Below are 12,905 nucleotides of genomic sequence, written 5' to 3'. Positions count from 1 at the left end.
TCACGTGGCGGTGTAGGCGCGATTGCTAGCCAGGGATGGCTAGCAATCTTTCCCGCCGGAAGCCGACACTCTCCGGTCAATTCATAACGCTCCACATAACCCGACTGAGCCGCATCGCGGCGAAGGGCTGTGTTAATGTGGTTGTTAGGCTGGCGTGTTTCACGTTAGGGCCAAGGCATGCCGTCAAACGCGCGGCGGACAGCAGAGCAACTATCAGGACTATTTCCTGATGCCTGCTGTTGTGCATGGTACCGCATGCCTTCCATAAATATTGGAAGGAATATTATTTGGTCTTGAGATCCTGGCGGAAAAACCCTATCCATCCAGCCTCCAACCCGACTAGACGCATCTGTTGTATCAATACCACAAGCTGCGGCTCGGCCTAAAATTACAGCATATGATGTGAGCTTGTCTGTATCGCTTGATGAAGCCGCAATCGCTAATGAATTAAATAATATGAACGCAATAACAGCTTTCACAAGATGTTTCATTTGTATCTCCTATAGAAGCCTAACGTCAAGTTGCCCCGTTAGTTATGTGGTTGTTTAAAATACGGCTGCTTGTAATTTCGTAAACGTTTTACTATCAGTAGACGCAAGCAATTTTCTTCCATCTTTAAATTTCGCTACAAAAGTAACTTCTTTCTTTTTTCCACCTAAAAGTAATCCCGCTAATAATCCAACAGGACCTAATATTACAGCTCCTGCCGCACCCCAACCTATTGTGCCGCTAAGTTTCTTGACGCTCTCTTCAGTTGCAATTTCCACCGTTTCTAATTCTGTAATAGGGATTGTCTCGCCAAGAAAATTATGAGCTTCTGTCTTGAGTGTCAATGAGCCAAAACTGTATTGGCCATCTACCTTTAAGAAATCTCCCGCATGTACTTTAATTTTTGCCATTTACGTTCCTTTTGAGTAACACATAACAAGTTATTAAGCTGTTAACAGTATATCTACCTAAAAATGACTTTTGATATGCTAATTTGTTGATTAGCTGAGAATTTTCCCTTCTGTATATCATCGGTATTAGTAGATTATGACTGGTAATGATCCATTTGCCGCCATTGAATCACGTTAGGCGATAGACCGCAACGGGTCGTAACCTGATGGCCAGCCTATTCGAAACCAATTTCCAGCGGCCGCTTTAGAGAAGTATTGCATAGCCGGATTTTGTTGAAACCGTAAGTTCTGTTCAAATGCTCCTGCTCGTCCTGGTAGAGCGTTAATGATGAAAGGGTATTGTTAACCGAAAATATGCGGATGTTTCGCTAGTTCACCAAGGCCGGACAATGACTATTCCGGATCATCAAGTTCTTCCCGGAATTTACTCCACCACCGTCCGGTATTCAGTATGCGGTGGATGATTGCAGGTCGGCACGAATAATTGCAAAGTAATGCCGGTTTGAACGCCCGTCAGTTGCATTTAATTCAGGTCGAAAAATGTGCTGATTGCTGGTTTGGGCGTTTTCGATTGCAAGCCGCTACAGATAGTAACTAAATGTGCAAGAGGTGTTTTTAACGAACGGTGATTTCCTTTTTGTCATTAGAGGAAAATTCGCCCATTTTATAATTCAGTTTCGCGGCCGATTGGGTCGCAAGGGTTTTTCCGGATGTAAACGGGTGTTTCAAATTATGACTTTAACGATTAAACCTGTAAATCCGCAGGGTAAAGGGCTTGTAGCGGTGTTGGATAGCTTGCAACAAGCTAAAACACAGTTGCATGCTCCGGCTAAAAACATTCGGCAGATTAGCGGTGAATTATTTACTTCGCTGTTTATTTTGAACAGTCAAATTCGCTTTAAGCCGAAATTAAAGCAAACCTATTGGCTCTATTTAAAAAATAATCAATACCGACTCTCTTTAATCGCACCTGAACAGTGGACGCCGACGCAATACGGGCGCTTTATCGGTGCTTGTGAACTGCAAACAGATTTAACCTGGACATTGGAATTATCCCGCGATTGTAGCAATGACCGGGCTTTTATTCTGGAGATTGCGCGCCAGCGCTCGCGACTTGAAGAAAAAATGCAACAGGCGGAAAAACTTGACGATGTATTGCCAGTATACCTGGAGTCGCTGTCTTATTACCCCCGCCTTCTAGCCTCGGCACTGGCTTATTCCTTAAGGCAATCCATGCAGAAAAGCGGTATTTCCGGGTTAAGCTTTCAGCAGGCAAAAAAACGACTTACAACTGATACGAATCAAAACTTGTTCGGCTAGCTGCGAGCAAAAGGATGACCGTAAGGAATCGTGCAAAAATGAGCAATAGCGGATAAATCCGTGTGGCACGTTTTTTATAGCGCCATTCCTCCATGGTTAGCCGGATCGAGCCGTACATCCTAGTCTATTGACCATACCTCGCTTCATCTTTAGCGCCGGGGGGAAGTGGGATCTTCAATCAAATGCCGACTATCGACGCCTGCCGCCATCAGCGCAGCGCGCCCGGGAAAAAAATACCCCCACTTGCGCATTGCTCGGCTGTCACCAGCGCCAAAATAAGCATTGTTTTTGATGGGGTTAGGGTTTAAGTTAATCGCAGTGACGCGGAGCGCGGGAAGCCTGAGTGGAAGTTGTTTTTGGCCGAATGTTAAACGGGTAACGCACGTTTGCGCCGGATTACGCCGGCAATGCTAGCTAGCCCACCGCCAAACAACCAGATGGCTGCCGGAACAGGCACCGGCGATGAGTTGATGTCCAGCGAATAACTATCGTGCGGTCCAAAGTTGCCTGCGCCGGAGTATCCCCCAAGTAAGATCGAATAAATCTGGCCCGCTTGCGCAGTGAAGGTAACGGTGCTGTTATCCGTGTAAGTCAGGAACGTCAAGCCGGTCGAAAAAGAAGGATTATTTTGCATGGCCGGCGCAAGATTGGGGTTGTCGTTGCTGGCCGGACGATAATTAATATTCCAGCCGCTATGATGGTCGTAAGTACCGGCGTCCATACCAGTAAACACCGATATGCCGAAATTATTCCAGCCACCGCTGCTAGCATGAAGCGATGCGGCTGTGAGCGTCACTTGTTGTGTTAGGTCTGATTTGAACAAGCCAACATCCGTATTGTGCGCCCAGCCCTGGGAACCGCCCGAATCAGCGGGTCCATTCGGCCCGGCGTCATTCCATGCGCCTTTGGCCGTATCGACGTCCGCGTAGATGCCGTATAGATCATAGGCGTTTTGCGATGACACCACCTGTGCTTCGCCAAGCGAACTAAACTGCACTGCCCAGTTGGTTACGGGGGATATAGTACCGAACGGTGTCACACCTCCGCCGGGTGATGAACCTTGGCCGCAAGTCGGACACCAACCATCGGTTCCAACCCAGAGGCCGTCTTCGGACCAGCCGTCCGAGCCTCCGGTTCCAGGGGCCGTACCCGCGTTCATCGTGTTGTACATAACAAGCGCCGATGCGGAAGATACTGCGCCTAAGTAAAGTACGCCACCCGCTAACGTCTTGGCGATCGCACGGGTAAGTTTGGCATTTTTCATTCCATTTACCTCGATTAAGTTAATCCTGGGTTTGTAATAGCCGGTAGGGTATTTCCCGGGTCAGGTGCCAACTACACTTTTTCGATTTTGTCCTGAAAGGATTAGTGACTATCTTGGGCTATGCTAAGATTTTGCGTTTACCGAGCAAGCTAACAAATGCAGTTACCATGCCAATTAATGCTTTACCAAATTCATGTCTTAAGGAGCTATTAGGGGTTTAGGAATATGGGAAAACTCGCGGTTTCTATATTGATTGTGTGAAATGCCGTAATTTAAGATTGACTGGCAAGATAAAGCCCGCCCCGCTTACGCAAGCTAATCGCCGCTAGTGTGCCCGGCATGGGCTAAAACCTGTTAAAGGGCGAGCGAGTTTCACCATGCTGATCACTTCGCGTAAATTTCGAATGTGCTGCGTCAACAAACTCATCCCGGTGCAATTTCGTGCCGGCGGCCGGGCGGAGGTTCAGCGATTAAACCGGAAATAAATGGCTGGGATCCGGCTTGACCGTCTGATTGGCGCCTTGCGCGCAAATCTCAAACCGGCTTTTGTGCCGTGAAGATTAGGTATTCGGTCATTTTTTCGTTGAACAGTTGGTGTTGGGCCAAGCCGACCAGGTAATTAGCGGTTTGAGCTCTGGTCCGCAGTCCCAGCCATTGGCTGATGGTTTGTACCGGTTTAAGGCGTTTGGCCACTTTGTACATGTACTCCACCGAGGCTTGCGTTTGCGGCGTGATATCGTGGCAATTTACCGTGTCAAAGCCTTGTTGCGCCAATAAATTTTGCATCTCGTCGCGCGAACACAAGTTCGGTACGGCCCAGCCATTCAGGCAAGTAACCACGGCTTGCCATTGATGTTCGGTAAATTGGCGCTGCAACAAAAATCCGTCGCAGATGACAATGCGCCCGCCGGGTTTCAACACGCGGAAAGCTTCCAGTAGAAAATCGCCTTTGTTTAAGGCATGGCAGGAGCTTTCCAGGGCCCAGACTACATCGAAACTTTCATCGTCGAAAGCTGTTTTGCAAAAATCGGCGACTTCAAAATTCACCAGTTCGGCTACACCGTGGCGACAGGCGTGTTGCCGGGCATAATCGGCTTGTTTGGGGCTGATTGTAATGCCGGTGGCTTGGTTGCCGTGTTGTTTGGCCATCCAGATCGTGCTGCCGCCGATCCCGCAGCCGGCGTCCAATATCTTGTCATTCGGTCGAATCTCCGCTTTGTCGTAAAGCACCTGGTTTTTATTCAATAAAGCCTGATGTTGATTATACGGTTTGGTCTCGTCCCAATAACCGTAATGTAGAGCCAGATTGTCACGGTTGCACCAGGCAAACAGATAGTCGCGATAGCATTCCTCGTAATGTCGGGTGGCGTCCGCCTGTAGCTTTTCGGTAGAAAGTTCGGCATGTTGGCGTAAACTTTGATCGCGGTAATCCTGGTTCGGTTCTATCGTGTACATCGTGGAAAATAGAGGCTGTTGAAATTTAACAAGGCTGGGCATTATAAGCCAGTTTGACCGAGCATTACGTGACTTGGCGCGATACGGTAGCGGACCGGCCTGGTCTCGCCGGGGCATTCGTCATGACGGTCTGCTACCGGACCACTGACGGCTGGCGAAATTAATTGCATTCTGGCCGAGCGACTTTTGCCGATGCTTAACCGGACCGCCGGGCGATTAAGCCCGTAGACGATTCGATTTCGAATCAGCGCTTTCGGCGCTGGTTCGGTTCGATTTTCAATAGGGCTGCGGCTTGTTTAGAGGGCATTTGCTCGAGCTTGTCCAAGTCTACTCCGAAGCGGATTTTGAACAAACTGCGGCGCTTGCCGGCGGGCAAGTTAGCCAGAATCTCCGCGAGTCGTTGATTTACTTGAGTTCGTAACCGATTCGATTCGGCGTCTTCCTGCGCGTTCGCACCGGCTGGATGGCGGGAGGTGGTTCTTTGAGTATTATCGGATTCGTCAACCGAAGATTGCTTGCGTAATGCCTGTAATCGATTGCTGTTCACCAGATTTAACTGGGTTGGGTTAGCCGTCGCTTCGGGGCGATTGGAGTCGGTCATCGGTTTATTCCTTCACATGAGATTCAGGGATGCTGCTTTCCTCGAAGTTGGGCGTTTTAGCGGTCTGAGTGTGGTGATGACTGTGAGCGGTATCGTGAATCAAATTACGAATGACCACCGAGGCACAAACGCCGCCGAAAGCCGCGGGCAGATATGAAATCGTACCGTAGGCGGATTTTTTGTAGTTGCTGCCGTCGGTAAACATCAGAGAGTCTTTGTTGACCACTTCCGGCGAAAACACCACTTTGACGCCCCGGCTAATGCCGTGTTTACGCAGACGTATGCGAATGAATTGCGCGAACGGGCAGTTATAGGTCTTGGAAATATCCACCACTTTCAGATGGGTCGGATCCATTTTGCCGCCGGCGCCCATGGAGCTGATGATTTTCATCTTGCGGGTTTTGGCCGCGCGGATCATATGAATCTTAGGCGTCAGGCTGTCGATCGCGTCGACGATATAATCGTAATGGGTATTCAGCAATTCCGCTGCGGTATCCGGCGTGATGAACTCGTGACGGATGTTAAGTTTCAGGTCAGGATTGATTTCCAGTAAGCGCGCGCCCATCACGTCCGCTTTGGATTGGCCATGGGTCGTGGCTAATGCGGGTAATTGGCGGTTGCGATTGCTGGGCTCGACCACATCGCCGTCAACTATCGTCATCCGGCCTACGCCGGCCCGACAAATGAATTCCGCGGCAAATGAACCGACGCCGCCCATGCCGACTACCAGCACATGGGCGTTTTGCAATTTGTCGAGTTTGGCTTTGCCGATCAGGAGTTCGGTGCGCGATAGCCAGCTTAAATCAGTCATTGAAGAAACACTCTTTTAAAATTGTGAAAAATTTGTCGCCGTAAGGCGTCGGCAGTTAAACCGGTTATTTTAGCGGCAGCGGCGTAAATCGCGTTAATTGATAAGTCGTCGGCGTCGTCCGTTTCCAAAAATAAACGCTCAAAGGGCATGGTGCCCAAGACTCGATAGGCATTACTTTGAGGATTCAATAAAACTTTGCCTAAGGATAAGTAAAAACCGTGTCTGAGCAGCTGTTTGGCCAATTCGGGTTTGTTGTTGTAGCCGTGTACGATCCAGGGAACAGCCGTGTTAACGGACTTTTTGATTTGCATTAACTCGTTAAATGCTCGGACGCAGTGAATAATCAGGGGCTTTTTCCATCGCTCGGACAGCTCGATTTGGCGCCGGAACACGATTGATTGCGCGGATAGGTCGATACTTAACGTCTTATCCAGCCCGCATTCGCCAATGGCCAATAGCTTCGGGTGATGACAGTAGGTTTCGAGTGTTTGGATTGCGACGTTAATATCTTGACGTTCGATAAACCAGGGATGAATGCCGAGGCTGAAGTAACTTGCGGAAGGTAAATTGATGGCCGGGACATGTTCTAGCGGCCGCTTATGGGATGAGGGGGATTGCCGAGGTTCGCGATCGTCAGTTTCGATTATCTGGTGTGTATCGACGCTGATGATTTGCCAATGGTCTGTTGTTTTTAATCGGTGGCTATGTATATCTATGGTGGGGTAATCGGCTAACGAATGATTTGTTTGGGGGCGCATCAAACTATTTTAAGCCAGCACCTATACGGTGATTACGATAGTGTTATCAATTACTGCATGTTAGACAAATAAGCTCGGCAGTTTATCGTTTTGCGGTTTTAAATATTGGTCAAGCCGCAGCCACTAGAAAAATATTGTTGCTGACGACCCAGCTGTAGAATGCATCCGCACTTAATAAAGTGGCTGTGCCCCAGCAGCTTCCCATATTACGCCGAGCAAAATACAGTACGGCAATAAACTCTAACAACAGCAGTTTCAATAAGAATATCGACAATCCCAAGCCCATCGTACCGGCAAAAAACACCAGCATGGGGTTAGCTTCATCGACTAGGTTGAATTTCAAGCCCAAGTACGTGACGACGCCGTCGGCGGTATGTAGTAAGCCGAACAGTAGAATCAGCGAGGAATTGATCAGATATTTCAGATGTCCAACTTCCATTCCCAATAATGAAGAATGTACCGGGCGCGCGGATAGACAGATATATCGTAACGGAAAATTAGAGTCGCGCAGAGCGTCGCTTAATGAACGACAGCGGATCTTGAGGGAGCGGAAGAGCTTGGTTTTCATATCCACGTCTCCTTGAAAATTTGACTTATATCAATTTCAGAATAAACCAAAAACCGAATTTTCCCTAATTTCCTATTGAATTAATGCCGTTTCTTTTAGGTCGCTCGCAAATTTGGTGAGTCATATACAGCACGCTCAGCAACGGATTAAGGCGTTGGCATATGGTTGCGGAAAACTTTTGCGGATTTCGAGCCGGCAACATCGAGTAGCCGCTTACGACTTCGCATGTGCGTTATACCTGAAGGCGGTCTTTGTCTTGCCGTTAGGTGGCGGATGCGATTTCCGGAAGCGGTATCGTAGGTTCCTGGCAGAGTATATATAGCGAATGTTCAGACTGAAATGCCGGCTAGGTCTTTGCCGAACAAAATACAAACTTAAATTTTGACAAGCCACGCTATAATGGCGCTTTCAGTTTTTTGACCGAGAAACGATGGCTCAATATATTTTCTCCATGAATCGGGTAGGCAAGGTGGTGCCGCCCAAGAAATACATACTCAAAGACATCTCCTTATCTTTTTTTCCCGGTGCAAAGATCGGCGTTTTGGGCCTAAACGGATCCGGGAAATCGACTTTATTGCGCATCATGGCCGGCGTCGACAAGGAAATCGAAGGGGAAGCGATACCGTTAAAGGGCATCAATATCGGTTATTTGCCTCAGGAACCGCAGCTTGACCCGAATAAAAACGTTCGGGGCATTATTGAAGAAGCCGTACAACATGTTAAAGATGCGTTGGCTCAGCTGGATGCAGTGTATGCCGAATATGCGGATCCCGATGCGGATTTCGATAAGTTGGCTGCCGAACAGGCGCGATTGGAAGACATTATCAATGCGTGCGACGGCCATAACCTGAATCGTCAATTGGAGATCGCCGCGGACGCTTTGCGTTTGCCGGATTGGGAGGCGGAGATCGGCAAATTGTCCGGCGGTGAAAAACGCCGGGTCGCTTTGTGCCGATTGCTGCTGTCCAAGCCCGATATGCTGTTGTTGGACGAGCCGACCAACCACCTGGACGCGGAATCGGTCGCATGGTTAGAGCGGTTCCTGCACGATTATGCCGGCACGGTTGTAGCGGTTACTCACGATCGTTATTTTCTCGATAATGTGGCGGGCTGGATCCTTGAACTGGATCGCGGTATGGGTATCCCATGGGAAGGCAATTATTCTTCTTGGCTGGAGCAGAAAGAAAAACGTTTGGAATTGGAAGAGAAACAAGAAACTTCACGCCAAAAAGCGATGAAAGCGGAACTGGAGTGGGTGCGCTCCAATCCAAAAGGGCGCCATGCCAAGAGCAAGGCCCGTTTGGCCCGCTTTGAAGAATTGTCGTCGGTTGAGGTGCAAAAGCGTAACGAGACCCAGGAAATCTATATTCCGCCCGGGCCGCGCTTGGGCGATGTGGTTATAGAGGCGGAGAATATCGGCAAAGGCTTCGGCGACAGGCTGTTGATCAATAATCTGAGTTTTAAGTTGCCGCCCGGCGGTATCGTTGGCATCATAGGTCCGAACGGGGCCGGTAAAACCACCTTGTTCCGAATGATGGCCGGTTTTGAAAAGCCGGATTCAGGGACCTTCACGATGGGTCAAACCGTGCAGTTGTCCTATGTTGAGCAGTTCCGTGACAACATGGACGACAATAAGACGGTTTGGGAGGAAATTTCCGATGGATTGGACATGGTTACGGTCGGTAAATATGAAACGCCTTCCCGGGCCTATTGCGGACGGTTCAATTTCAAAGGCCCGGATCAGCAGAAACGTATCGGCGATTTGTCCGGCGGCGAGCGCAACCGTGTGCATTTGGCCAAGCTGTTAAAAAGCGGCGGTAATGTTTTACTTCTGGACGAACCAACTAACGATTTAGACGTCGAAACGCTGCGGGCCTTGGAAGAGGCTCTACTTGCGTTCCCGGGCTGTGCCGTCGTGATTTCACATGACCGCTGGTTCCTGGATCGAATTGCGACACATATGTTGGCTTTCGAGGGCGATAGTGAGGTCGTTTGGTTTGAAGGCAACTATGCCGATTACGAAGCGGACCGTCATAAACGCTTGGGTATCGATGCCGATACGCCGCATCGTATTAAATATAAGAAAATTTCTTAAATTTGAATGGATATAACACTATCTATCTACTCTACTGATCGAAAAAGTTAAGGATTGGTAGAGTACAATCTACGGCATTTTCTGTGGGTTGTATGGTTAAGCGCGTTTGTATATTGATGTAAAATATTACGCGTGGGCTTGAATTAGCAATTTATACCCCAAACTTGGATTCTGTTTTGTAAATAAACCTCGTTTATAGTGTGTTGAAAACAATAGATTTAGCCGGTAATGTATTGCCGTAGCCCGAACAATAATAAGGAGAAATAGGATGTCAAAAGCGCAAAATTTGCAGGATAATTTCTTAAATTCCCTCAGAAAGGAACATATTCCTGTATCTATATTCCTGGTTAACGGCATCAAATTACAAGGCCGGGTAGATTCTTTTGATCAATATGTCGTCATGTTGAAAAACACTGTTAATCAAATGGTATACAAACACGCAATTTCTACCATTGTTCCCAGCAAAAACGTCAGTATGCATCGAGACACTGATTCCAGTGATGAAGGCTGAGAGGTTTCTGATTGTTTGAACGTCCCGATGCAGGTGAACGAGCAATTCTCGTTCACCTGAATTTGCAAGTCGGTCAAGAAGATCTCGACGAGCTTAAAGAACTGACCAAATCAGCCGGTGCTCTGCCTGTCCACGTGGTTACAGGGAATCGGCACAAGCCGGATCCCAAATATTTCGTCGGTATCGGTAAGCTGGATGAAATCAAAGCCGCAGTGACCGAGTTTCTGGCAGACATCATCATTGTTAATCATCCGCTTTCTCCCAGTCAGGAGCGCAATTTGGAGAGGGCATTAGAAGTTCGAGTTGTCGATCGCAATGGTCTGATCTTAGATATATTCGCTCAACGCGCGCAAACCTTTGAAGGTAAGTTGCAAGTGGAATTGGCGCAGCTAAAACATTTATCGACCCGTTTGATTCGCGGATGGACTCATCTGGAGCGGCAAAAAGGCGGTATCGGTTTGCGCGGACCGGGTGAAACTCAGCTCGAAACCGACCGACGTTTATTGGGCGTACGTATCAAGCAGATTCAGCAACGTTTGCAAAAAGTCGAAAAGCAGCGCCACCAAGGACGCAGCAAGCGGAAAAAGGCGGAGATTCCATCCGTTTCGCTGGTTGGATACACCAATGCCGGAAAGTCCACATTGTTTAACAGCTTAACCGGTGCCGGTATCTATGCGGCAGATCAATTATTTGCCACGCTGGATCCAACCCTGCGCCATTTGCAATTAAGTGATAGCGGAGGATTGGTCTTGGCCGACACGGTGGGATTTATACGGCATTTGCCGCATGAATTGGTAGCGGCCTTCCGTTCGACCCTGCAAGAAGCCAGCGAAGCCGACTTACTGCTGCATGTGATCGACGCGCACGCCGAAGATCGCGACGATACGATCTTTCAGGTGAATCAGGTATTGGAAGAAATCGGTGCCGATAAAATACCCCAATTAAGGGTCTTCAATAAAATCGATTTGTTAGACGGTATCGAACCCCACATTGACTATGACGCCGATGGCAAGCCTACTTCTGTTTGGATTAGCGCGCAAACCGGCGCAGGTTGCGACTTATTGCAGCGGGCACTAATTGAATGTTTTTCCAGTAGCAAGGTCATTAAAAAGTGCTTTCTGCCGGCGCGGCAGGTCGGCATGAAGGCCAAATGGTACGGCTTAGTTCGTTTTATCGATGAAACTGTTAACGAACATGGCGATTGCGAGCTGACTATAGAAATCGACAAAAAGAATCTGGGATTGCTGAAAGACATTAAAGTAGAGGAAGTAAGCCGTGCTCAACTTAATTTAAACGCGGCTAACCGCGCGAGTTGGCCGAACGCGGCGGATATACGATAGAATGGTCGGCTTTAGCTCGTTGTAATGTGAGACGCTGTGTTAAACGCGTCGATTGTATTGAAGTTTTAAATCCTATTGGAGCATTTGTATGTCTTGGAATGAGCCCGGTGGCGACAACAAAGACCCTTGGAGCGGTCGTAACGACCAAAACAGTCCGCCTGATTTGGACGAAGTGTTGCGTTCGTTGCAAGAAAAGATTGGTGGTATCTTTGGTCGCGGTTCCGGAGGCGGGGGAGGCGACGGACCATCGATGCGAGGATTGGGCTTTGTGATAGCGGGTGCCGTTGTGTTATGGGGCATGAGCGGCTTTTACATAGTCGACGAGGGCACCAGAGGAGTGGTCACGCGTTTTGGCGCTTATGTCGATACGACGACTCCCGGCTTGAACTGGCATATTCCCGCGCCAGTCGAACAAGTTCAAGTGGTTAACGTCGAGAAGCAGCAGTTTATCGAAGTCGGTTATCGTTCCGGTAGCGGTATGGCTATGGGCTCGGTGCCGAAAGAGGCGATGATGCTGACCAAAGACGAAAACATCGTCGATGTCCGTCTCGCCGTCCAATATCAAGTGAAAGACGCCAAAGACTATGCTTTTAATGTGCTCGATCCGAATTCTACACTGAAACAAGTAACCGAGAGTGTCGAGCGCGGCGTAATCGGTGCCAGCAACATGGATTTCGTATTGACGGAAGGCCGTAGCGAAATCGTCATGGCAATCAAGAGCGAAATTCAATCTGTAATGGATGCCTATAAAACGGGCATTTTGGTAACGAGCGTCAACTTGCAAGATGCTCAGCCACCTGAGCAGGTGCAGGGTGCGTTTGAAGATGCGATCAAAGCCAGGGAAGACAAGCAACGTCTCATCAATGAAGCGGAAGCGTATTCCAACGACGTTTTGCCAAAAGCCCGTGGTGCCGCATCGCGCATAGAGCAAGAGGCGGAAGGCTACAAAGAGAGAGTGATCGCTCAAGCTAAAGGTGATGTCAGCCGTTTCGCTCAATTGCTGACGGAATACAAAAAAGCACCGGCGGTTACCAAACAGCGGATGTATATCGAAGCGATGGAATCGGTATTACAACGCTCCAACAATGTCTTGGTCGATGTAAAAGGCGGCAACAACATTATGTATCTGCCGCTCGATAAAGTCGTCGACAGATCACCTGAGGCGACTAACGACGCTCCGGTTAGTTATGAGCATACACCTTTGGTATCTCAACCGGTAAAAGAAACGATCAAAAACAATAGTCGTGCTTCGGCCCGCGAACGCGACGTGAGAGGACGCTAAG

General features: G+C 48.7%; 13 protein-coding genes. 5 read left to right on the top strand and 8 right to left on the bottom strand.

Annotated elements, in window-relative coordinates; genetic code table 11:
- Positions 1-164: 164 nt before the first annotated feature.
- Entirely contained in the window at positions 165-491 is a 327-nt protein-coding gene (locus ACW73I_RS05490) for a hypothetical protein (RefSeq protein ID WP_458028230.1), read from the bottom strand.
- Between the two features lie 54 nt (positions 492-545).
- Positions 546-899, bottom strand: a complete 354-nt coding sequence (locus ACW73I_RS05485) for a hypothetical protein (protein WP_458028229.1) — start codon at positions 897-899, stop codon at positions 546-548.
- 732 nt (positions 900-1,631) lie between these two features.
- On the opposite strand from ACW73I_RS05485, the gene ACW73I_RS05480 reads away from it, so the two are divergent.
- Positions 1,632-2,219, top strand: a complete 588-nt coding sequence (locus tag ACW73I_RS05480) for a DUF2452 domain-containing protein (protein WP_458028228.1) — start codon at positions 1,632-1,634, stop codon at positions 2,217-2,219.
- 367 nt (positions 2,220-2,586) lie between these two features.
- Here ACW73I_RS05480 and ACW73I_RS05475 read toward each other — a convergent pair whose 3' ends face one another.
- From ACW73I_RS05475 to ACW73I_RS05450, 6 genes are all read right to left on the bottom strand, one after another.
- Positions 2,587-3,483, bottom strand: a complete 897-nt coding sequence (locus ACW73I_RS05475; RefSeq protein ID WP_458028227.1) for a VPLPA-CTERM sorting domain-containing protein — start codon at positions 3,481-3,483, stop codon at positions 2,587-2,589.
- Between the two features lie 534 nt (positions 3,484-4,017).
- Positions 4,018-4,980: an SAM-dependent methyltransferase gene (locus ACW73I_RS05470; protein WP_458028226.1), complete on the bottom strand. Its 963-nt coding sequence runs from the start codon at positions 4,978-4,980 to the stop codon at positions 4,018-4,020.
- Positions 4,981-5,182: 202 nt separating this feature from the next.
- Positions 5,183-5,539, bottom strand: a complete 357-nt coding sequence (locus ACW73I_RS05465) for a hypothetical protein (RefSeq protein ID WP_458028225.1) — start codon at positions 5,537-5,539, stop codon at positions 5,183-5,185.
- Positions 5,540-5,543: 4 nt separating this feature from the next.
- A complete protein-coding gene (locus tag ACW73I_RS05460) occupies positions 5,544-6,350 on the bottom strand; it encodes a tRNA threonylcarbamoyladenosine dehydratase (protein WP_458028224.1) in 807 nt (268 codons plus the stop codon).
- Positions 6,347-7,108 (bottom strand): TatD family hydrolase, encoded by a 762-nt coding sequence (locus ACW73I_RS05455; protein WP_458028223.1) that lies wholly within the window; start codon positions 7,106-7,108, stop codon positions 6,347-6,349. The genes ACW73I_RS05460 and ACW73I_RS05455 overlap by 4 nt, the downstream gene beginning before the upstream one ends.
- A gap of 109 nt (positions 7,109-7,217) precedes the next feature.
- Positions 7,218-7,676, bottom strand: coding sequence for a DUF5658 family protein (locus ACW73I_RS05450; protein WP_458028222.1), 459 nt, complete (start codon positions 7,674-7,676; stop codon positions 7,218-7,220).
- A gap of 430 nt (positions 7,677-8,106) precedes the next feature.
- Between ACW73I_RS05450 and ettA the strand changes: the two genes are divergently transcribed.
- The 4 genes from ettA (at position 8,107) to hflK (ending at position 12,904) form a co-directional block, all read left to right on the top strand.
- Positions 8,107-9,771 (top strand): energy-dependent translational throttle protein EttA, encoded by a 1,665-nt coding sequence (gene ettA, locus ACW73I_RS05445; protein ID WP_458028221.1) that lies wholly within the window; start codon positions 8,107-8,109, stop codon positions 9,769-9,771.
- A gap of 268 nt (positions 9,772-10,039) precedes the next feature.
- Positions 10,040-10,282, top strand: a complete 243-nt coding sequence (gene hfq / locus ACW73I_RS05440; protein ID WP_458028220.1) for an RNA chaperone Hfq — start codon at positions 10,040-10,042, stop codon at positions 10,280-10,282.
- 11 nt (positions 10,283-10,293) lie between these two features.
- Positions 10,294-11,622, top strand: coding sequence for a ribosome rescue GTPase HflX (gene hflX / locus ACW73I_RS05435; RefSeq protein WP_458028219.1), 1,329 nt, complete (start codon positions 10,294-10,296; stop codon positions 11,620-11,622).
- Positions 11,623-11,710: 88 nt separating this feature from the next.
- The gene (gene hflK / locus ACW73I_RS05430) at positions 11,711-12,904 is read left to right on the top strand and encodes an FtsH protease activity modulator HflK (protein WP_458028218.1); all 1,194 of its coding nucleotides are present in this window, start codon (positions 11,711-11,713) and stop codon (positions 12,902-12,904) included.
- The last annotated feature ends 1 nt before the right edge of the window (position 12,905 follow it).

The organism is Methylomonas sp. MgM2 (genome assembly GCF_054172045.1).
This window is presented reverse-complemented; position numbering and strand designations above follow the sequence as displayed.

Coding starts and splice junctions, on each gene's coding strand:
- ACW73I_RS05480 (WP_458028228.1), top strand. CDS start 1,632: ATGACTTTAACGATTAAACCTGTAAATCCGCAGGGTAAAGGGCTTGTA.
- hflK (WP_458028218.1), top strand. CDS start 11,711: ATGTCTTGGAATGAGCCCGGTGGCGACAACAAAGACCCTTGGAGCGGT.
- ACW73I_RS05465 (WP_458028225.1), bottom strand. CDS start 5,539: ATGACCGACTCCAATCGCCCCGAAGCGACGGCTAACCCAACCCAGTTA.
- ACW73I_RS05485 (WP_458028229.1), bottom strand. CDS start 899: ATGGCAAAAATTAAAGTACATGCGGGAGATTTCTTAAAGGTAGATGGC.
- ACW73I_RS05455 (WP_458028223.1), bottom strand. CDS start 7,108: ATGCGCCCCCAAACAAATCATTCGTTAGCCGATTACCCCACCATAGAT.
- hfq (WP_458028220.1), top strand. CDS start 10,040: ATGTCAAAAGCGCAAAATTTGCAGGATAATTTCTTAAATTCCCTCAGA.
- ACW73I_RS05450 (WP_458028222.1), bottom strand. CDS start 7,676: ATGAAAACCAAGCTCTTCCGCTCCCTCAAGATCCGCTGTCGTTCATTA.
- ACW73I_RS05470 (WP_458028226.1), bottom strand. CDS start 4,980: ATGCCCAGCCTTGTTAAATTTCAACAGCCTCTATTTTCCACGATGTAC.
- ACW73I_RS05490 (WP_458028230.1), bottom strand. CDS start 491: ATGAAACATCTTGTGAAAGCTGTTATTGCGTTCATATTATTTAATTCA.
- ettA (WP_458028221.1), top strand. CDS start 8,107: ATGGCTCAATATATTTTCTCCATGAATCGGGTAGGCAAGGTGGTGCCG.
- ACW73I_RS05460 (WP_458028224.1), bottom strand. CDS start 6,350: ATGACTGATTTAAGCTGGCTATCGCGCACCGAACTCCTGATCGGCAAA.
- ACW73I_RS05475 (WP_458028227.1), bottom strand. CDS start 3,483: ATGAAAAATGCCAAACTTACCCGTGCGATCGCCAAGACGTTAGCGGGT.